This is a genomic window from Bradyrhizobium sp. Pha-3 (genome assembly GCF_042258615.1).
Lineage (GTDB): Bacteria > Pseudomonadota > Alphaproteobacteria > Rhizobiales > Xanthobacteraceae > Bradyrhizobium.
Map to the genome: position 1 here is coordinate 470,749 of NZ_CP170152.1, position 18,079 is coordinate 488,827.

17 protein-coding genes are annotated in these 18,079 nt (G+C 64.8%); 10 read left to right on the plus strand and 7 right to left on the minus strand.

The window, feature by feature from the left end; translation table 11 throughout:
* Window positions 1-330: 330 nt before the first annotated feature.
* On the minus strand, window positions 331-1,044 hold the full coding sequence (locus tag ACE10Z_RS02180; RefSeq protein ID WP_375786475.1) for a hypothetical protein: 714 nt from the start codon (window positions 1,042-1,044) through the stop codon (window positions 331-333).
* 320 nt (window positions 1,045-1,364) lie between these two features.
* On the opposite strand from ACE10Z_RS02180, the gene ACE10Z_RS02185 reads away from it, so the two are divergent.
* The gene (locus ACE10Z_RS02185; RefSeq protein ID WP_375786476.1) at window positions 1,365-2,909 is read left to right on the plus strand and encodes an aspartate ammonia-lyase; all 1,545 of its coding nucleotides are present in this window, start codon (window positions 1,365-1,367) and stop codon (window positions 2,907-2,909) included.
* A 15-nt stretch (window positions 2,910-2,924) separates the two neighbouring features.
* Here ACE10Z_RS02185 and ACE10Z_RS02190 read toward each other — a convergent pair whose 3' ends face one another.
* Complete coding sequence (locus tag ACE10Z_RS02190; protein ID WP_375786477.1) at window positions 2,925-4,760, minus strand: di-heme-cytochrome C peroxidase; 1,836 nt, start codon at window positions 4,758-4,760, stop codon at window positions 2,925-2,927.
* 274 nt (window positions 4,761-5,034) lie between these two features.
* Between ACE10Z_RS02190 and ACE10Z_RS02195 the strand changes: the two genes are divergently transcribed.
* Complete coding sequence (locus tag ACE10Z_RS02195) at window positions 5,035-5,739, plus strand: alpha/beta family hydrolase (RefSeq protein ID WP_375786478.1); 705 nt, start codon at window positions 5,035-5,037, stop codon at window positions 5,737-5,739.
* Window positions 5,740-5,869: 130 nt separating this feature from the next.
* Here the strand turns inward: ACE10Z_RS02195 and ACE10Z_RS02200 are convergent, their stop codons facing one another.
* Window positions 5,870-6,652 carry an SDR family oxidoreductase gene (locus ACE10Z_RS02200; protein ID WP_375786479.1) on the minus strand — a complete coding sequence of 261 codons (783 nt, stop codon included), beginning with the start codon at window positions 6,650-6,652 and terminating at the stop codon, window positions 5,870-5,872.
* A gap of 36 nt (window positions 6,653-6,688) precedes the next feature.
* Window positions 6,689-7,663, minus strand: a complete 975-nt coding sequence (locus tag ACE10Z_RS02205; RefSeq protein WP_375786480.1) for a ketopantoate reductase family protein — start codon at window positions 7,661-7,663, stop codon at window positions 6,689-6,691.
* Window positions 7,664-7,842: 179 nt separating this feature from the next.
* Between ACE10Z_RS02205 and ACE10Z_RS02210 the strand changes: the two genes are divergently transcribed.
* Window positions 7,843-8,643, plus strand: a complete 801-nt coding sequence (locus ACE10Z_RS02210) for an enoyl-CoA hydratase-related protein (RefSeq protein WP_375786481.1) — start codon at window positions 7,843-7,845, stop codon at window positions 8,641-8,643.
* A 10-nt stretch (window positions 8,644-8,653) separates the two neighbouring features.
* Here the strand turns inward: ACE10Z_RS02210 and ACE10Z_RS02215 are convergent, their stop codons facing one another.
* The gene (locus ACE10Z_RS02215; protein ID WP_375786482.1) at window positions 8,654-8,905 is read right to left on the minus strand and encodes a hypothetical protein; all 252 of its coding nucleotides are present in this window, start codon (window positions 8,903-8,905) and stop codon (window positions 8,654-8,656) included.
* 75 nt (window positions 8,906-8,980) lie between these two features.
* A complete protein-coding gene (locus ACE10Z_RS02220) occupies window positions 8,981-9,865 on the minus strand; it encodes a LysR family transcriptional regulator (protein WP_375786483.1) in 885 nt (294 codons plus the stop codon).
* Window positions 9,866-9,983: 118 nt separating this feature from the next.
* On the opposite strand from ACE10Z_RS02220, the gene ACE10Z_RS02225 reads away from it, so the two are divergent.
* The 4 genes from ACE10Z_RS02225 to ACE10Z_RS02240 all read left to right on the plus strand — a co-directional run bounded on the left by ACE10Z_RS02225 (window position 9,984) and on the right by ACE10Z_RS02240 (window position 14,119).
* Window positions 9,984-11,345, plus strand: a complete 1,362-nt coding sequence (locus ACE10Z_RS02225; protein ID WP_375786484.1) for an FAD-dependent oxidoreductase — start codon at window positions 9,984-9,986, stop codon at window positions 11,343-11,345.
* A 12-nt stretch (window positions 11,346-11,357) separates the two neighbouring features.
* The gene (locus ACE10Z_RS02230; protein ID WP_375786485.1) at window positions 11,358-12,362 is read left to right on the plus strand and encodes an ABC transporter substrate-binding protein; all 1,005 of its coding nucleotides are present in this window, start codon (window positions 11,358-11,360) and stop codon (window positions 12,360-12,362) included.
* A gap of 163 nt (window positions 12,363-12,525) precedes the next feature.
* Entirely contained in the window at window positions 12,526-13,299 is a 774-nt protein-coding gene (locus ACE10Z_RS02235) for an ABC transporter ATP-binding protein (protein ID WP_375786486.1), read from the plus strand.
* Window positions 13,292-14,119: an ABC transporter permease gene (locus ACE10Z_RS02240; protein ID WP_375786487.1), complete on the plus strand. Its 828-nt coding sequence runs from the start codon at window positions 13,292-13,294 to the stop codon at window positions 14,117-14,119. The genes ACE10Z_RS02235 and ACE10Z_RS02240 overlap by 8 nt, the downstream gene beginning before the upstream one ends.
* A 161-nt stretch (window positions 14,120-14,280) precedes the next feature.
* Here the strand turns inward: ACE10Z_RS02240 and gtdA are convergent, their stop codons facing one another.
* Window positions 14,281-15,321: a gentisate 1,2-dioxygenase gene (gene gtdA / locus ACE10Z_RS02245; protein ID WP_375786488.1), complete on the minus strand. Its 1,041-nt coding sequence runs from the start codon at window positions 15,319-15,321 to the stop codon at window positions 14,281-14,283.
* 158 nt (window positions 15,322-15,479) lie between these two features.
* Here gtdA and maiA point away from each other — a divergent pair, with 158 nt between their 5' ends.
* From maiA to ACE10Z_RS02260, 3 genes are read left to right on the plus strand one after another with little or no spacing between them, the layout of a single operon-like run.
* Window positions 15,480-16,112, plus strand: a complete 633-nt coding sequence (gene maiA, locus ACE10Z_RS02250; protein WP_375786489.1) for a maleylacetoacetate isomerase — start codon at window positions 15,480-15,482, stop codon at window positions 16,110-16,112.
* Window positions 16,102-16,614, plus strand: coding sequence for a MarR family winged helix-turn-helix transcriptional regulator (locus ACE10Z_RS02255; protein WP_375786490.1), 513 nt, complete (start codon window positions 16,102-16,104; stop codon window positions 16,612-16,614). The genes maiA and ACE10Z_RS02255 overlap by 11 nt, the downstream gene beginning before the upstream one ends.
* Window positions 16,614-17,798, plus strand: coding sequence for a 3-hydroxybenzoate 6-monooxygenase (locus tag ACE10Z_RS02260; protein WP_375786491.1), 1,185 nt, complete (start codon window positions 16,614-16,616; stop codon window positions 17,796-17,798). Before ACE10Z_RS02255 ends, ACE10Z_RS02260 begins: the two co-directional genes overlap by 1 nt.
* The last annotated feature ends 281 nt before the right edge of the window (window positions 17,799-18,079 follow it).

Consider the following 18,079-nt stretch of genomic DNA (forward strand, 5'->3'; position numbering starts at 1 on the left):
CCAACCACACCTGTCATCGCCCGGCTCGACCGGGCGATCCAGTACGCCGCGGCTTCTCGGTTCAAGCGCTGACGTCTCTGGAATACTGGATCGCCCGGTCGAGCCGGGCGATGACAGCGAACTTGCTCAGGATCGCGCCACACAATTCAGTGTCGTCCTGGCGAAAGCCAGGACCCATTACCCCAAATCTCGATTGCCGAGCGACGCTGGGGCCGCGATCCCGTTCATCATCAAAGCGGTGGTTATAGGTCCTGGCTTTCGCCAGGACGACGGCGGTGGATACTGAGCTTCCGACAGCAGGAGGCCGCAGCGCCGTCTCTTGCGCCCGCTCTACGTCCGAAACTGCCGGCGATAGAGTCCGGGCTCGCGGGCCATCCGGTTGGACAGTTCCTGTGCGCGCGATGTTTCATCCGGCGTCATCGCCGCGGTCTGCGCGACCCAGTTTTCGCGCTTGACCGGGAAGCATTGCGCGACCGGCGTGCCCTTGGGCAAGATGCCGCTGAAATTGGTGTCGTGCCAGCGCGCCGGGAAATGAATCCAGCTGTCGTGAAACTGATCGCAATCGACCATGCCGGTCAGTGTGGTGAACGGCAGGTCGAACCGGTTGATCGGATGCGTGAAGAACAGCGAATAGCCCGCCGGCGCCTCGATGGTCCACAGATTGACGAACTTGATGAGGAAGCGGTCCTGTTCGAACAGCGGCGAGCCGATCACCTGGCTTTCGTCGTGGAAGCCGACCGGCGAGCGCGGGAATTCAAGCACGCCTCCGGACGGAAGGTCGTTGTCCCATGTCATCTCGCCATTCTCGATCTTGAGGTCGCAGATCAGCGGCATCAGGAAACCCGATGTCATCGCATCGACGAATGGCGGGCAGCGCTTGACGGTATCCTCCTCGCGATTGCTCATCGCATTGAAGGCCTGCGTCGGCATCGCCTTGAGCCATCCGGGAAGGCCCAATGACGCGGGCACTGGCGCTGGAATCTTGCCCTCGAGCTCCGCCGGGCAGCGGAATTTGATGGTTATCGCTTCGTTGTTGTTGGACACGGTTTGGCCCTTGGTTCGTTCAGTGTCGGCAGCACCCTTGCGCCAGTCGATGCTGATCTAGCACGCGATGACGGGGCGGAGAAAGCAGCCGCATCTCGCGCAGGGCGAGCCGCGGCATAGAGTCATAAGTTGTTGTTATCATGACGGATAAGGAAAGCCGGCGATTCCCGATGCGGCGCGCATGCAATCCCGTTTTGATCCGTCTTTCCGCTCGCTGATGTGCAAGACTTTGCCGATAGGCATTGGCTTTCGATGCCTGTCGGGCGCATCATGGCTGGTGTCGCTGATGACGAGACTTGCAGCAGGTAACGGAGGGACTGATGGTCGAATCGAAGGTTGAGACCGCCAACACCGCAGGCGCCGCGCCACCCTCCGGCGATAGCGGCGGCGTCAGCGAGCTCGCGATCGCGACCGTCCGCACCGTGCCGATCGACCAGGCGCAGTCCCGCACCGAGCACGATCTGCTCGGCGAGGACGATGTGCCGGCCAATGCGCTGTGGGGCATCCACACCAAGCGCGCGGTGGTGAACTTTCCGATCACCGGCGTGCCGGTCGGCCATTTCCCTGAATTCGTCCGCGCGCTGGCGCTGGTGAAGCAAGCCGCCGCCCGCGCCAACAAGCGCCTGGGCTATCTGGCGCCGGAAAAGGCCGATGCGATCGACAAGGCCTGCACCCGGATCGCGACCGACAAGGTCTATGCCGAGTCCTTCGTGGTCGATGCGATCCAGGGCGGAGCCGGGACCTCGACCAACATGAACGCCAACGAGGTGATCGCCAACGTCGCGCTAAAGCTGATGGGCAAGAAGCCCGGCGACTATCACACGCTGCATCCGAACGACGACGTCAACATGGCGCAGTCGACCAACGACGCCTATCCGACCGCGTTGCGCCTCGCGGTGATCTTTGCCACCCAGCCGCTGGTGCGCGCGCTCGATGACCTTGCCTATGCCTTCAAGGGCAAGGCGGTGGAGTTCGCCGATGTCCTGAAGATGGGCCGCACCCAGCTTCAGGATGCGGTGCCGATGACGCTCGGTCAGGAGTTCGACGCCTTCCACGCCACCGTGAAGGAGGACGTCGCCCGGCTGAACGAGATTTCGAGCCTGTTCCGCGAGGTCAATCTCGGCGCCACCGCGATCGGGACCGGGATCAATGCCGATCCGCGCTATGCGGCGCTTGCGGTCGAGGAGCTGTCGCGATTGTCGGGCCAGCCGATGGTGCTGGCCTCGAACCTGATCGAGGCGACCTCCGACCTCGGCGCCTTCGTGCTGTTCTCCGGCGTCTTGAAACGCGTCGCGGTCAAGGTGTCGAAGATCTGCAACGACCTCCGCCTGCTGTCGTCGGGGCCGCGCACCGGCATCGGCGAGATCCGGCTGCCTGCGGTGCAGGCCGGCTCCTCGATCATGCCCGGCAAGGTCAACCCGGTGATTCCGGAGGTGGTCAACCAGGTTGCCTTCCTCGTGATCGGGCACGATCTCACGGTGACGATGTGCGCCGAAGGCGGCCAGCTCCAGCTCAATGCCTTCGAGCCGACCATCGGCTATTGCGTGTTGAGCTCGCTGCGCATGCTGACGGCGGCGATCGATACGCTGACCAAGCGTTGCGTCGACGGCATCGAGGCCGACCGCGAGCGTTGCCGCAGCCTGGTGCAGGGCTCGATCGGCCTGATCACGGCGCTGGCGCCGGCGCTCGGCTATGAGGCCTCGTCGCGCGTCGCGCGCCGCGCGCTGAAGGAGAATCGCTCGGTCGCCGATATCGTGCTGGAGGAAAAGCTCCTGACCGAGGAGCAGCTCAACCAGCTGCTCGAGCTCGAAGCCATGACCCGCCCGGCGCGCCGTCAGCCCGTCCCCAAATTGAAGGACATTTGATCTACGCCGCGGGCGCTACAGCGTCTTGATGAACTCGATCAAAGCGCGGCGCTCGTCTTCCTTCAGCTCCGCCCCGATCACGCCGAGGCGCTTCTCGTTCGAGAATTCGTGTCCGGAATTGCTGTTGCCGCGCTTGCTGGTGTCGAGCACGAAGGCGTTCTTGACCTTGTCCTTCCAGACATAGCCGAGATCCTTGGGGTCATACTCCCGGTTGCCGAGATGGAAGGTCGAGGGACGATCCTTCACCGGCGACAGCAGTGCGTAGATGGTCGGCACCGATCCGTTGTGCAGATAGGGCGGGGTCGCCCAGATGCCGTTGAGCGGCCGGACCTTGTAGGCCAGTGGCGCCTGGATCTCGTTCGGCCGGTAGCCGTTGATGCGCTTGCGATCCTCCGGCGGGGTCTTGTTCTGGTCATACCAGGTGTCGACGGTCTTCTCGACGAGGTCGCCGAGCGCCGGTCCGAAACCGCCGTCCTTGATCTTCAGATTGGCCGGCGTTTCGACAGTGCGGTTCTTGAGGCCCTCGGCCTGCGCGCTGTCGGTGCCGATATGGCTGATCGGAATCATCTCGACGTCGAGCAGCGGCTGGCCGGCGTCGTTCTTGATCCAGCGCTTCTTGTCCTTGAACAGCGCGAAGGCCTCGCTCGCCGGCAGCGCCTTGCTGTCGATCGCAGGTCCATGGCAGTCCTGGCAATGCGTCTTGTAGAGTTCGCCGCCCTTCTTGGCGAGATCCATGTTGATCTGCCCCAGGATGTTCTCCGGCCATTTCGGCGACGCCAGGCCGCCAAAACCCTTGTCCTCGCTCGGCGGCTCGCCGGCGATCATCCGCTCCATCTCGTGCAGCACGTCGATCCGTGCGCTCGATTTGTAAAGTCCCTTGGACTCGTCGAGCAGATTGAGCTCAGCGCTGACGCCGAGCGCCTCGCCGGCATTGCGCACCATCGGCTGCATGATCGAGCCGTCATACTGCACCCAGCTGAACCACGGCGCGTTCCAGATCCGCGGGAAATGCACCGGCGCCGAATGTGCGGCGTAGTTGTTCGGATTGTTCAGATCGATCGAGAATACCTGGTTGCCGATCCGGTTGAGTGCGTCGAGCCGCGCATAGCCTTCCTCGACGCTGTTGGCGGCGACCTTGTTCTCCAGTGAATTGATGTTGGCGTATTGCTTCAGCACGAGATCGAGCTGGCCGCGCAGCGCCATGCGCTCGTCAACAGTGGCGTCCTTGCCGAGGATCTCGTCGGCAAAGCGCGCGAAGCGGCCCGGCCAGAACCGGGTCAGCAGCAGCGAGACGCCGACGCTCTTCTGGAACTCGAACAAATTGGTGTTGGCCGGCCCGCCGTCGATCACGACCTCGGTGCCGCGATAGCTGAAGCTTCCGGTGTGGCAGGCCGAGCAAGTCAGCCCGACCCCGTTCATGTCGGCTTTGCTATGCGGGTTGCGCCAGGGCGCGCCGTTGGCGTCGGCCATCGGGCCGCTCGGCGCAAAGCCGATCGGCAGCGCATCGGGGCTACCCGGAATCACGGTGTCGGGAATGAAGCCGAAGCGGCCGAGATAATTGGTCTCGCTGAGCCGCGGTGCCGCCGTGAGAAGCGGCCAGACCGTCGGCTGCTCCAGCACCATGAACCACTCAAGGGGAATGCCGAAAGTCCGCGTGCCCTGGTCGGCGTGATAGAACCAGCGCAGCCGTTCGGCGCTGACATTCTGATCCAGCCACACCGTCTTGGCCGACGGCTGGTAGTCGACGACCTTGACGCGGAAGCCGCTGACCACGGTCTCGATATCGTCCTTGAGGTAGAGGGCGCCGGCGACAATCAGCAGCCCGATGAAGAAGATCGTCTTGCGAGGCATGCCCCATCCCTCAATTCGCGGTACCCGCGCGTCATATTGATGAGATATTAAAAATCGCCGAAATAGGTTCGCGTTAAGCGTGTGATGCGCTGTGCCCAATCCTACAGTAGCGGCTGTCGGTCTAACAACGGAAATGTTGCAGAAGAAATGTTGCAAAAGAAATGTCGGTTGGCTGTGAGCCAGTTCACTTGCGGCGCGCTCTCCCCGGCGGCATTTGCGCGCATGGCTGCCTGCGGCTAGAAATGACAGAGCAACGCTTCTTCGAGATGTCATCTTGAACACGTCAGCCGCACAGCCGCTCACGATCACGGTCTCGGACGACAACGCGGTGTCCGCACTGCTGCTGCGCCCGGCGCAAGCACGTGCCGCTTATGTGTTTGCGCATGGCGCCGGCGCCGGCATGACGCATTCGTCGATGGACGTGATATCAGAAGGATTGGCGGAGCGCGGCATCGCGACGCTGCGCTATCAGTTTCCCTACATGGAGAAAGGCAGCAAGCGGCCCGATCCGCCGGCCGTCGCGCAGGCGACTGTGCGTGCTGCGGTGGCGGAGGCCGTGCGCCGTTGCGGCGAACTGCCGCTGTTCGCCGGCGGCAAGTCGTTCGGCGGACGCATGACCTCGCAGGCGCAGGCGAAAGCGCCGCTCGCAGGCGTGCGCGGGCTGGTATTTCTCGGCTTTCCCCTGCATCCCGCCGGCAAGCCGTCGAGCGAGCGGGCCAAACATCTCGCCGAGGTCAAGGTCCCGATGCTGTTCCTGCAGGGCACGCGCGACGCGCTGGCCGAGCTCGACCTGCTCGAGCCTTTGGTAAATGGGCTCGGCGCGCGCGCGACGCTGCAGCTGGCGCAGGAGGCGGATCATTCCTTCCACGTCCTGAAGCGCTCCGGCCGCAACGACCGCGAGGTGATGGCCGAGATACTCGATGGCTTTGCGGCCTGGGTCGCGAAGCATTCGCAAGCAGGCGAAGTCTTTGCCTTGTAGCCTTGTAGCCCGGATGGAGCCAACGGGTCGCGCGAACGCGCGCCCGATGACAGGCTCCGCGAAATCCGGGGCAGGTTTTTCCTCCTGTGACACCGTCCCGGATTGCGCTGCGCTGCATCCGGGCTACGCGTCAGCCTGACGCCGCGCCGCCATAGATGCGGTCGCGCAGGCGGCGCATGCCGGACAGCCAGCGCTCGCGATTGGTGGCCTTGCGCTGCATGTATTCCTGCACCTGGGGATGCGAGAGAATCAGGAAGCGTTCCTCGGCCATCGCCTCGATCACCATCCTCGCCACCTCTCCGGGCTGCAGCACGCCGTCGACGCGCGCCGCGCTCGGGCCCGGCGTCGTCATTCCGGTCTGCACCGATTGCGGGCAGAGCACGGAGACGCGGATGCCGCGATCGCCATACTGGATGGCGAGATGTTCGGCGAGCGCGACCGCGGCGTTCTTGGTCACGCCGTAAGGCATCGAGTTCAGCGAGGCCAATAGCCCCGCCGCGGATGCCGTGTTGAGCAGATAGCCGGAGCCACGCGCGAGCATGCCGGGCACCAGCGCGCGCGCCGCGAACACGTGGCTCATCACATGCACGCGCCAGCTCACATCCCAGTCGGCATCGGACGCGGCTTCCTGTCCCTTGCGCGACAGCCCGGCATTGGAGAAGAACACGTCGACCGGGCCATACTTGTCCTCGGCCGCGGCGATCAGCGCCTTGATATCCTCCTCGAGCCCGACATCGGCCGTGACCGCGAGCCCGTCGATATCGCCGGCGACGCTGGCGAGCCGGTCGCGCGAGGTCTTGAGATCGGCGACCACGACGCCGCGCGCGCCGGCCTCCGCGTAGGCCCGCGCCACCGCCTCGCCGATCCCGCTCGCGCCGCCGGTGACGACGCAGACCTTGTCCTTGACTTGCATGGTTCGATGTTCCCGCTTGATATCGTGCTCGGATTGTCAGCCCTGATACAGCCCCTTGTCACGCGCCTTCTGGATCGCGATCGCGGCCATCAGGTCGAGCATCGGGGTCGGAATATCAGCTGCGCGCGCAAACGCCGCCGGTGCGCGCACCAGCACATCGATCTCCATGGCGCGGCCGAGCTCGTAGTCCTGCAGGATCGACGGCTTGTGGTCCGGCGCCGGCCCTGAGCGGGTGACGCGCTTGACCTCGGGAATGTAGTGCGTCGCCACCGCATTGGCCTCGTCGAGCAGGCGCGGGATCACGTCCTGCATGTCAGGATCGTCGCGGACGCCGCGCGCGGTCAGCCCGGTCAACAGGCAGAGCACCGACATCGACATGTTGGTGAGCAGTTTCGACCAGATCGTCTCGCGGATCTCCTTGACCTCGGGCGATTCGATCAAGGCGTCGTTGAGTGCCGCACGCAGATTGGCGATGCGCTCGCTCTGGCGATCGTCGCATTCGCCGATCAGGAGGCGGTTGCGATCCGGCGACAGGTTCGCCGCCACGCCGGGCGCGATCACCTCATTGGAGGAGAAGATCACGCCGCCGATGATCCGTTCCTTCGGGATGGCGCCGCGCAGGTGCCCGCCGGGAACGAGCAAGCCCAGATCGGGAATCGCGGGATGCTGCGGCGGCAGGCCGAGATCGTACCACCAGGGAATGCCGTTCTGCGCGAACACGATCGATGTGTCGTGCTGAAGCAGCGGCGGCAACCCGGTTGCCAGCGCGCCGATGTCGGTGGCCTTCAGGGTGCTGATGACGACGTCCTGCGGCCCCAGCTCGGCTGGATCGGCCGACGCCTTCACCCGCGCGGTGACGCCGGTATCGCCGACCTTCAGCGTCAACCCGTTGGATTTGACCGCGTCGAGATGCGGGCCGCGCATCACGCAGGACACATCGTGGCCGGCGCGTGCCAGCCGGACTGCGAAATGGCTGCCGACGGCGCCCGCGCCGAAAATGCAAATACGCATGGGTGGAACAATTCCTTGCAACGTGCCGCGTCAGTTTCCACAAGCGCGGGGCATTGCGCAACCCGCCATGCATGCGGCGCGGTCGCGCGCGCTCGAAAGTGATGGATCAAGCCATCTCCTCTCGCCATAGTGCAAGGCTAGTACAAGACAACAGCAATGCCGAACGAGGGAGAAACGTCATGTCGACCAGCCCAGTCCTGTGGAGCCTCGATGCGCGTGGGGTCGCGACCGTCACGCTGAACCGCCCCGAGGTCAACAACGCCTATGACGGCGCGCTGATTGCGGGCGTGCTGGCCGCGATCGACGATCTCTCGACCAAGCCGGTGCGTGTCGTCGTCCTGAACGGCAACGGCAAGCATTTCCAGGCCGGCGCCGACTTGAAATGGATCAATGGCGTGCGGCCGAAATCAGCAGAGGAGAACGAGGCGGCGTCGCGCGCCACCTTCGAGGCGGTGCAGCGCCTCAACACGCTGCCGGTCCCGACCGTGGCGCTGGTGCAAGGCGGCTGCTTCGGCGGCGGCACCGGCGTGATCTCAGCCTGCGATATCGTGATCGCCGCCGATAACGCGCTGTTCTCGATCACCGAGGTGCGCTGGGGCCTGACCGCTGCGATCATCATCCCGCAGCTTTGCGATGCCATCGGCGTGCGCCAGGTGCGCCGTTACGCGCTGACCGGCGAACGGTTCGGCGCCGAGGATGCTCGCCGCATCGGCCTCGTCCATCAGGTGGTGCCGCTTGCCGATCTCGCGAGCGCAGGGGCCAAGGTCGTGGAGCAGCTGCTCGGCAATGCCCCGGATGCGATGGCCGAGACCAAGAAGCTCGCGATGGAAAGCTCGTTCGGCGGCATGGCCGTCGACGATGAGGCCTACAACCGCCTGGTAAACCTGCACTCGGCCAAGCGGCAGACCGCCGAGGCGGCCGAAGGGCTCGCGTCCTTTGCCGAGAAGCGCGCGGGCCGCTGGGGTGGCGGCGGGGCATAGGCCGCGCCGCTCAGCAGCCGCGGCAGATGCCACGCATGCTGCGATAGACCTCCTCGTCGTCGCGGCGCATCTGCTGCAACTGATCGAACGTCTTCGATTCGCTCGACTGGGTGATCGGCGGCTCGGGCTTGCGCTTGGCCGCCAGCTCCTCCTCTTGCCGATGGTAGCAGGCTTCGCGCTCCGCCTTGGCCTCGATGAAGCGGCAGGTCTCGATCGCCGCTGCGGGCCCGGCGACGATGATGAGACTAAGCGACACTGACATCAGGAGTTTCAAAGCGGGCGATCCTTATCCGTCCTTGTCTCAGGTCGGCGTGCAGGGAGCAAGACCGCCGCCGCGTCAAAGCGATTGCGACAGCGACTTTCTCAATGTCTTCAGCAGCGCCTGCACCGCGGCGGCATTGATGCGGCGTTCGGGGACGGCGGCCTTCACCCACAGTTCCGGGATCGGAAACTCGGCGAGCACCGGCCGCAATGCGCCGTCGCGCAGCGCGTCTGCGACGAGATAGTGCGACAGCAGCGCGATGCCGTTGCCGGCGATCGCGCTCTGGGTCAGCACACGGCCCTCGTTCGAAGAGAGGATCGGGCGGACCTGGACATTGATGCGACCGCGCGGTCCCTCGAATGGCCATTCCGGTCCGGTCGGCAGGAAGCTGAGGCAGCGATGATCGACCAGGTCGCGCGGATGCTTCGGCGTGCCGTGCTTCTTCAGATACGCTGATGAGGCGCACAACAGCCGCGGCAGCCGGCACAGCGGCTCGTCGACGACGCCGCCGAAGGAATGCGGAAAGGCGCCGATCGCGATGTCAAAACCTTCGGTCACCGGATCGACCGGGCGATCGATCATCACGATCTCGAGCTTCACGCTTCTGTTCTGCTTCTGGAAGATCGTGAAGGCATCGGCGAGCCGCGCCACCGTCAGCGACGTCGGCGCCTTCACGCGCAGATGATCAGTGAGGTCGCGCTGCTTCTCGCCCATCCGTGACAAGAGATCGCCGACATCGGCAACCACGCCGCGGGCGCGATGGACATATTGCTGCCCGGCTTCGGTCAGCCGCAATTGGCGGGTCGAGCGGTGAAACAGCGCGGTGCCGATCCGCTCCTCGAGCTGGGTGACGCGCTTGGCGACGACCGACGTCGCGACGTTGAGCTTGCGCGCCGCAGCCGAAAAGCCGCCGGCGTCGGCGGTGGCGAGGAAGGCTTCGAGGTTGACCAGCGTATCCATCTGCTCTTCCCAAGCGCCTTTCTCGATTCGCGAAAGCTGATTACATAATTTAGTGGATTGTACTGCAATCCGCATCAATTCATAGTTGGCCCAATCAACTTTGTTCAGGGCGGAAATGATGCGAGCGAGTACGATCGAAGAGCCTGCGCGGCAGGTCCCGGTCTATGGCGAGTATGACGTGGTGGTGCTTGGCGGCGGTCCGGCCGGCATCGCCGCAGCGGTCGGCGCGGCGCGTGCCGGACGGCGGACGCTCTTGATCGAGCGCTACGGCTTTCTCGGCGGCATGGGCACCGCGGCGGGCGTGACGAACTTCTGCGGGCTGCACGCCAACATCTTCGGCGAGATGCACCGGGTGGTGCAGGGCATCGCCTCCGACCTCTTGGCGCGGATCGACCGGCTCGGCGGGTTGAACGCGCCGCACCTGATCCTCGGCAAAATCCTTGCGCAGGCCTATGACACCGCGGCCTACAAGATCGCCGCCGACGATCTGCTGGCGCATCACAAGGTCGACATCCTGTTCCACGCGCTCGGCGCCGGCGTCGTCATGGATGGCGCGCACATCCGCGTGCTGATGGTGGAAACCAAGGCCGGCCGGCAGGCGGTGCGCGCCGGCATCTTCATCGACTGCTCCGGCGACGGCGACCTCGCGGTCTGGGCGGGCGCGCCCTATGAGGTCGGCAACAATGCCGGCGGCATGCTCTACCCCTCGATGATGTTCCGCCTCAACGGCATCGATCCGGCGAAAGCCGGCGATGCCTGGCGGACGATCCCCGCGCTGATGGCGGAGGCTGAGGCCGCCGGCACGCATAAATTCCCGCGCAAGTCGGCGATCGTGCGGCCGCAGAAATCGCAGATCGAATGGCGGGTGAATTTCACGCAGGTGACGCGAAGCGATGGCGGCGCCATCTCGGGCATCGACCCTGATGACATGACGCGCGGCGAGATCGAGGGCCGCCGTCAGGCGGTCGAGGCGTTCAAGTTCCTGCGCACGGTGCCCGGCTTCGAGAACTCCTACATCGTCGATCTGCCGCCGCAGCTCGGCATCCGCGAGACGCGGCGCGTGATCGGCGGCTACATGCTCTCAGGCGAGGACGTGCTGGGCTGCGCCTCGTTCGAGGACTCGATCGGCGTCAATGGCTGGCCGAAGGAGTCGCACGTGCCGGGCGACGTGATCTTCGAGTTTCCGCCGATCCCGGAAAGCCGCGGCTATAACGAGTTGCCGTATCGCATGCTGGTGCCTGATGGCGTCGACAATCTGCTGGTCGCCGGCCGCTGCGCTTCGATGACCCATGAGGGTCAATCGGCGGCGCGCGTCTCCGGTGCCTGTTTCGTGATGGGCGAGGCGGCCGGAACCGCGGCGGCGCTCGCGCTGTCGGGCAATACGATTCCGCGCGACATTTCCGTCGAAAAGTTGCAACAACAGCTTGGCAAACAGGGCGCGTTCATCGGCCGCGATCAGGCCGTGCCTGAAGGATTATGAGTGGAGACGGCAATGAAGGGTTGGGCGCGGCTCGCACTCGCGGGTCTGCTAGTGTGGGCCGCGAGCGGCATTGCGCGGGCCAATGATCTGCTGAAGGCGAAGATCGGTGTGCTGCGGCTGTCGTCCTCTGCGCCCGTGTTCATCGCGCAGGACAAGGGCTATTTCCGCGACGCCGGCCTCGATGTCGAGCTGAAGTTCTTTGACGCCGCGCAGCCGATCGCGGTCGCGACCGCGTCAGGCGACGTCGATTTCGGCGTCACTGCCGTCACCGCAGGCCTCTACAATCTTGCCGGCAAGGGCACGCTGAAGGTGATCGGCGGCATGAGCCGCGAGAAGGCCGGCTATCCCCTGATCGGCTATTTCGCCAGCAACAACGCCTATGCCGCCGGCCTCAAGACCCCGAAGGATCTCGCCGGCAAGCGCGTCGCGGTGACCCAGGTCGGCTCCAGCTTTCACTACTCGCTCGGCCTGCTCGCCGACAAATACGGCTTCAAGCTGTCCGATGTGAAGATCGTGCCGCTGCAGTCGCTGTCGAACGCGGCCGCAGCGCTCAAGGGTGAAACCGTCGACGCCGCGCTGTTGCCGGTTTCGACCGCGCGAACGCTGATCGATTCCAACGGCGCGAAATTTTTGGGTTGGGTCGGCGACGAGACGCCGTGGCAGCTGGGGGCCATCTTCGCTTCGCCGAAGACGCTGGCCAATGCCGCTTTGGTGACCAGGCTGCTCACCGCGCTCACCCGCGCCGATCACGAATATCACGACGTGATCCTGACCGCGATTAGGGATGGCGTGGCGCCGATCAACGAGAAAACAAAACCGCTGCTCGAGATCATCGCCAAATACACCAACCTGCCGGTCGAGCAGGTGGTCGGCAACTGCGCCTATATCGATCCCGATGGCAAGCTCGACGTGAAGAACGTCGACAATCAGATCAAATGGCTGCAAGGGCAGGGTTTCGTCGACAAGGGCTTTGACGCTGGCGCGATCATCGCCAAGGACTATGTGAAGGCGGATTGATGGTAAGCCGCGTAAACCATTATCAACCCGTCATCCTGAGGAGCGCGCACTTGCGCGCGTCTCGAAGGATGCACGGCCGAGCTGCTGCATCCGGGCCGTCCATCCTTCGAGACGCGCTTCGCGCTCCTCAGGATGACGGATTTGGTAGCGAGTTTGTAACGCCATGGACCTGATCGCCGACCATATCAGCCATCGCTTCGGCGCGCTCGACGTGCTCGACGATGTCTCCTTCACGGTTCGCGTCGGCGAGATCGTCGGCATCGTCGGGCCGTCGGGCTGCGGCAAGAGCACGCTGCTGTCGATCCTCGGCGGCCTGCTGCGGCCGAGCGCGGGGGCGGCCGAGTTGCGCGGGGCGCCGCCGGCCGGCAGCCTCAATCCGTTGACTTTCGTGTTTCAGGACTTTGCCTTGCTGCCGTGGAACACGGTCGAGGAGAACGTCGCGTTTCCGCTGCTGCACGCGGCCTTGAGCGCCGGCGAGCGCCGCGCCGTGATCGACGATGCGCTGCGCCGCACGGGCTTGACGGACTTTCGCGCGGCCTATCCGAAGCAGCTGTCCGGCGGCATGCGGCAACGCGTCGGCATCGCGCGTGCGCTCGCGGTTCGTCCGGCCATATTGTTGATGGACGAGCCGCTGTCGGCGCTGGATTCGCAGACCCGCGAGCTCCTGATGGAGGATTTCGTCGGCCTGCTTGCCGACGGTGCGATGGGCGCGGTCTATGTCACGCATAATCTCGAGGAAGCGGTGCGGCTAGCCGACCGCGTCGTGGTGTTGTCGCGCCGCCCCGGCCGCATCCGGGAGATCGTGACCATCCCGATGACGCGCGCCGAGCGCGGCGCGGCGGATGCCCGCGGCCAGATGGCCGCCTTGCAGGGCGAACTGTGGTCGCTGATCCGGAAAGAAGCGATCGATGCCGAGCGCGAGGTCCAGCATGCTTGACCGCGCACCGCCGGAGACGAAAGACCAATCGGCGGAAGCGACGCGGCCGGTCGCGTTTCGCGGCGCCGGCTTCACGCCAGGCGGCAGCCGTTTTGCCGGCTGGATCGCGCTCGCGCTCGTCATCGCGCTCTGGCAGCTTGCGGGCAGCACAGGATTGGTCAACCCGCTGTTCCTGCCGGCACCGTCGGCGATCGCGGTTGCGATCACCAAGCTCGCGATGTCGGGGGCGCTGTGGCAGCACCTCTCGTGGTCGATCATGCGGATCGGCACCGGCTGGATCATCGGCACGGCAGCGGGCGTTATTGTCGGCTTCGCGATAGGGCTGTCGACCATGGCGCGCGGCGTCGGCATCACCTTCATCTCGGCGCTGTTCCCGATTCCGAAGATCGCGCTGCTGCCGCTACTCATCCTGTGGCTCGGGATCGGCGAGGAGCCGAAGATCGCGACCATTGCGCTCGGGGTGTTCTTCTCGACCGCGATCTCGGTCTATAGCGGCGTCGATGCGGTGCCGCGCAACCTGATCCGGATGGCGCAGAGCTTCAACGTGCCGTTCCACGCCATCGTGCGCCGCGTGATCTGGCCGGGCGCGTTGCCTTCGATCCTCGCCGGCTTCCGCATCACCGCATCGGTCGCGCTGCTGCTCGTCGTCAGCGCCGAGATGATCGGCGCGCAATACGGCATCGGCGCCTTCGTGCTGCAGGCCGGCAATCTGATGCAGACCGATCAGCTGCTCGCCGGGGTCGTGATCCTGTCGCTGTTCGGGCTCGCGGTGGGAAAGCTGATCAACTGGATGGAAGTGCGCTTGCTGCACTGGCGGTGAAAGCCACGCCGTTCGCCACAAATTCAATGTCGTCCCTGCGAAAGCAGGGACCCATAACCACAGGATGTCGTTGTTAGAAAAGGCTGGGGCTCCAGCGCCTCGAACAACAAGACCCTGTGGTTGGGTCCCGGGTCGCGCTTCGCTTGCCCGGGACGACGGTGCTACGCGTTGCCGCGATCCTCGCGGAACAGGTCGAGCTTCTGCTGCACCGGGCGGTCGGAGAACGAGAACAGCACGGAGTCGGCGTCGGCCTCGTGGGTGACCCAATGCCAGCTCGGCACCACGAACAAATCGCGCGGTCCCCATTCGAAGGTCTGGTCACCGACCCGGGTGCGGCCCTTGCCCTCGATCGCGGCGAACACGGTGGCGTCGGTGGCGCGATAACGCGCGGTCTTGAAGCCCTTCGGCAGCAGCTGGATGAAGGTGCCGATGGTCGGCATCGCGAAATCGCCGGTCTCCGGGTTGGAGAATTTCAGCTTGAGGCCGTGACAAGCATCCCACTCGTCGCCGGCCCTAGCCTTCTCCAGCGCCTCGCGGGTGTATTCATAGGGGTAGTTGAAGATCGGCGAGGTCTTCGAGGTCCGCTTCTGGTCGATCGGCAGCAGATTGTGGCCGTAGCGCGCGAAGCTCGCGCCGGCGGGTTTGGAGATCGACTGCTGATCCTCCTTGGCGCCTTCCGCAAACGAGCAGTCGAAGAACTGCACCATCGGGATGTCGAGTCCGTCGAGCCAGAACATCGGCTCATTGGTTTCGTTGGAATGGTCGTGCCAGGTCATCGACGGCGTGATGACGAAGTCGCCCGGCGACATCGCCGTGCGCTCGCCGTCAACGGCAGTGAAGGCGCCCTTGCCCTCGAGCACGAAGCGCAGCGCCGACTGGGCATGGCGATGAGCGGGCGCGATGTCGCCCGGCACCACCATCTGCACGCCGGCAAACAGCGAGGTCGTGATCTTTGATTGGCCGCGCAGTCCGGGATTTTCCAGCACCAGCACGCGGCGCTCGGCTTCCTTGGCCGTGATCAATTTGCCGGCCTCGTTCATGTAATCGCGGATCTGGTCGAACTTCCACAGATGCGGGCGGCAGGCGCTCTTCGGCTCCGGCGTGATCAGATCGTTCATCACGTTCCACAGCGCCGAGAGGTTTTGGCCGTCGATCTTCTTGTAGAACGCTTCGCGCTCGGGGGTCTTCTGCACGGCTTCCATGGCAAGCCTCCCATCATTCTTGTCGGTTCAATTGATTGACAGTATACTTACAATATGGCTAGCGTCAATCAAACAAGCCGTAGCGTTTTCGAGCGAAGTGGATGCCGGTTCGCGTGAAGAAAACGCGTCAAAACCAGAATAATGCAAGGGAGGTTCTGATGAAGCTGCATGGCTATTTCCGGAGCAGCGCGTCCTACCGGGTCCGGATCGCCCTCAATCTGAAGGGGCTGACGTCAGAGCATCTGCCGCATCATTTGCGCAAGGGCGAGCAATGCGCGCCGGCCTATCTCGCGATCAATCCGCAGGGGCTGGTGCCGACCCTGGAGAGCGATGCCGGCGCGATCCTCACCCAGTCGCTCGCGATCATCGAATGGCTCGACGAGACCAATCCCAATCCGCCGCTGTTGCCGAAGGATCCGCTGCGGCGCGCCAAGGTGCGCGCGTTCGCGCAGGCGATCGCCTGCGACACCCACCCGGTGCAGAATTTGAAAGTGCTGGCGCGGCTGCGCAAGCTCGGTTTGCCCGAGGAGCAGGTGACGGAATGGGCCGCCTGGGCCAATCGCGAGGGCCTTTCGGCCTGCGAGACCCTGATCGCGGCGGAGGCCGGGCCGTTCTGCTTCGGCGATGCGCCGACACTGGCCGATCTCTGCCTGGTGCCGCAGCTCGCCAATGCACGGCGCTTTGGCGTCGACGTGTCGGCCTATCCGCGCCTGCTCGAGGCCGAGGCCGCGGCGAAGCAAGTCAAGGCGTTCGCCGACGCCGCCCCGGACAAGCAGCCCGATGCCGAGTAGCAAGCCAACGCCCGTCACGATGGACGCGGTCTACACCGCGCCCGGCTATCTGTTCCGGCGCATGCAGCAGATCGCGGTCGCGCTGTTCATCGAGGAGTGCAAGGCGTTCGACCTGACGCCGGTGCAATACGCCGCGCTGGTCACGATCTCGACCCATCCCGGCATCGACGCCACCCGGCTCTCCGCGGTGATCGCGTTCGACCGCTCGACGCTCGGCAATGTGATCGAGCGGCTGCAGGCCAAGGAATACATCGTGCGCAAGCCGGCGTCCGAGGACAAGCGCGTCAAGCTGCTCTACCTCACCAAGGCCGGCGCCAGTGTGCTCAACGACATCATGCCCTCGGTCGACAAGGCGCAGGCGCGGATGCTGCAGCCGCTGAAGCCGGCCGATCGAAAGACGCTTCTCTCGCTCTTGACCCAACTTGTCGACCTCAACAATGAGGCCTCGCGCGTGCCGCTGCGCGCCGAGGATGCGCTCGAACATCTCGGGAGGTCGGGCTGATGGCGGAGACGAGACCTGTCCTGATCGCGGGCGGCGGCATTGGCGGCCTCGCCGTCGCGGTCGGCCTCGCGCAAAAGGGCATCCGCTCGATCCTGCTGGAGAAGGCCGCAACGCTCGGCGAGATCGGCGCCGGCATCCAGCTTGGTCCGAACGCGTTCCACGCCTTCGACTATCTCGGCGTCGGCGAAGCCGCGCGCAACATGGCGGTCTATATCGACCAGCTCCGGTTGATGGATGCGCTGACCGCCGATGAGATCACGCACATCGATCTCGGCGACGCCTTCCGCACGCGGTTCGGCAATCCCTATGCCGTCGTGCATCGCGGCGATTTGCACGGCGTGTTCCTGCGCGCCTGCCAGAATCACGCGCTGATCGAGCTGCGCGTGTCCAGCGAGGTGACAGGCTACGAGCAGGATGGCTCATCGGTGACCGCAAGGCTTGCCAATGGCGAGCGCATCGCCGGGCGTCTGCTGATCGGCGCCGACGGGTTGTGGTCCAACATCCGCAAGCAGGTGACGGCGGACGGCCCGCCGCGCGTCTCCGGCCACACCACCTATCGCTCCGTGATCCCGACCGAGCAGATGCCGGAGGATCTGCGCTGGAATGCGGCCACGCTGTGGGCCGGCCCGAAATGCCACATCGTGCATTATCCGCTGTCGGGCTGGAAGGTGTTCAACCTCGTCGTCACCTATCACAACGATGCGCCGGAGCCGGTCGCGGGCAAGCCGGTTTCCGAAGATGAAGTGATGAAGGGTTTTACCCACGTCCATGAGCGGGCGCAGAACATCATCCGCCACGGCACCAACTGGAAGCTCTGGGTGCTGTGCGACCGCGACCCCACCGAGCGCTGGATCGACGGCCGTGTGGTGCTGCTCGGCGACGCCGCGCATCCGATGCTGCAATATTTCGCGCAGGGTGCCTGCCAGGCGATGGAGGACGCGGTGTGCCTGTCGCACATGCTGGCCAATCACGACGAGCAGGCGGTCGCGCTCGATGCCTATCGCGCGCAGCGCTTCCCGCGCACCGCGCGCGTGCAACTGATGTCACGCGCGATCGGCGAGCACGTCTACCATCCCGCCGGCGACCACGCCCGCATCCGCAACGCAATCATGAGCGCGAAATCGCAAGACCAGTGGTGCGACGACATCGCGTGGCTGTATGGCGGGACGGGGCTGGGCGGTTAGCTGCTGCAAACTCAGTTGTCGTCCCGGACAAGCGAAGCGCGATCCGGGACCCATATGTGGACGGCCCCCGTGGCACAAGAGCTTTCTGAGTAGATCGGATCGCTGCATCCATATGTCCGGCCTGTTGATGCGACACGCAATGGTCGCTGGCCAAGATGGGTTGCGCGACGCGAGCTCCAAACAACCCCGCGACCTGTTGGCGGCCAATGGGTCCCACGGACTGTCTCGCATCGTTGATCGACCGATTGCTCCATCTGCTCTTGCAGCTTCCGGGTCGGCTG

What these genes read in the sequence shown, in the direction of transcription:
- ACE10Z_RS02215 (WP_375786482.1), bottom strand. Translation starts at nt 8,905, where the DNA reads ATGTCAGTGTCGCTTAGTCTCATCATCGTCGCCGGGCCCGCAGCGGCG.
- maiA (WP_375786489.1), top strand. Translation starts at nt 15,480, where the DNA reads ATGAAGCTGCATGGCTATTTCCGGAGCAGCGCGTCCTACCGGGTCCGG.
- ACE10Z_RS02220 (WP_375786483.1), bottom strand. Translation starts at nt 9,865, where the DNA reads ATGGATACGCTGGTCAACCTCGAAGCCTTCCTCGCCACCGCCGACGCC.
- ACE10Z_RS02210 (WP_375786481.1), top strand. Translation starts at nt 7,843, where the DNA reads ATGTCGACCAGCCCAGTCCTGTGGAGCCTCGATGCGCGTGGGGTCGCG.
- gtdA (WP_375786488.1), bottom strand. Translation starts at nt 15,321, where the DNA reads ATGGAAGCCGTGCAGAAGACCCCCGAGCGCGAAGCGTTCTACAAGAAG.
- ACE10Z_RS02200 (WP_375786479.1), bottom strand. Translation starts at nt 6,652, where the DNA reads ATGCAAGTCAAGGACAAGGTCTGCGTCGTCACCGGCGGCGCGAGCGGG.
- ACE10Z_RS02260 (WP_375786491.1), top strand. Translation starts at nt 16,614, where the DNA reads ATGGCGGAGACGAGACCTGTCCTGATCGCGGGCGGCGGCATTGGCGGC.
- ACE10Z_RS02190 (WP_375786477.1), bottom strand. Translation starts at nt 4,760, where the DNA reads ATGCCTCGCAAGACGATCTTCTTCATCGGGCTGCTGATTGTCGCCGGC.
- ACE10Z_RS02205 (WP_375786480.1), bottom strand. Translation starts at nt 7,663, where the DNA reads ATGCGTATTTGCATTTTCGGCGCGGGCGCCGTCGGCAGCCATTTCGCA.
- ACE10Z_RS02185 (WP_375786476.1), top strand. Translation starts at nt 1,365, where the DNA reads ATGGTCGAATCGAAGGTTGAGACCGCCAACACCGCAGGCGCCGCGCCA.
- ACE10Z_RS02235 (WP_375786486.1), top strand. Translation starts at nt 12,526, where the DNA reads ATGGACCTGATCGCCGACCATATCAGCCATCGCTTCGGCGCGCTCGAC.
- ACE10Z_RS02225 (WP_375786484.1), top strand. Translation starts at nt 9,984, where the DNA reads ATGCGAGCGAGTACGATCGAAGAGCCTGCGCGGCAGGTCCCGGTCTAT.
- ACE10Z_RS02240 (WP_375786487.1), top strand. Translation starts at nt 13,292, where the DNA reads ATGCTTGACCGCGCACCGCCGGAGACGAAAGACCAATCGGCGGAAGCG.
- ACE10Z_RS02255 (WP_375786490.1), top strand. Translation starts at nt 16,102, where the DNA reads ATGCCGAGTAGCAAGCCAACGCCCGTCACGATGGACGCGGTCTACACC.
- ACE10Z_RS02230 (WP_375786485.1), top strand. Translation starts at nt 11,358, where the DNA reads ATGAAGGGTTGGGCGCGGCTCGCACTCGCGGGTCTGCTAGTGTGGGCC.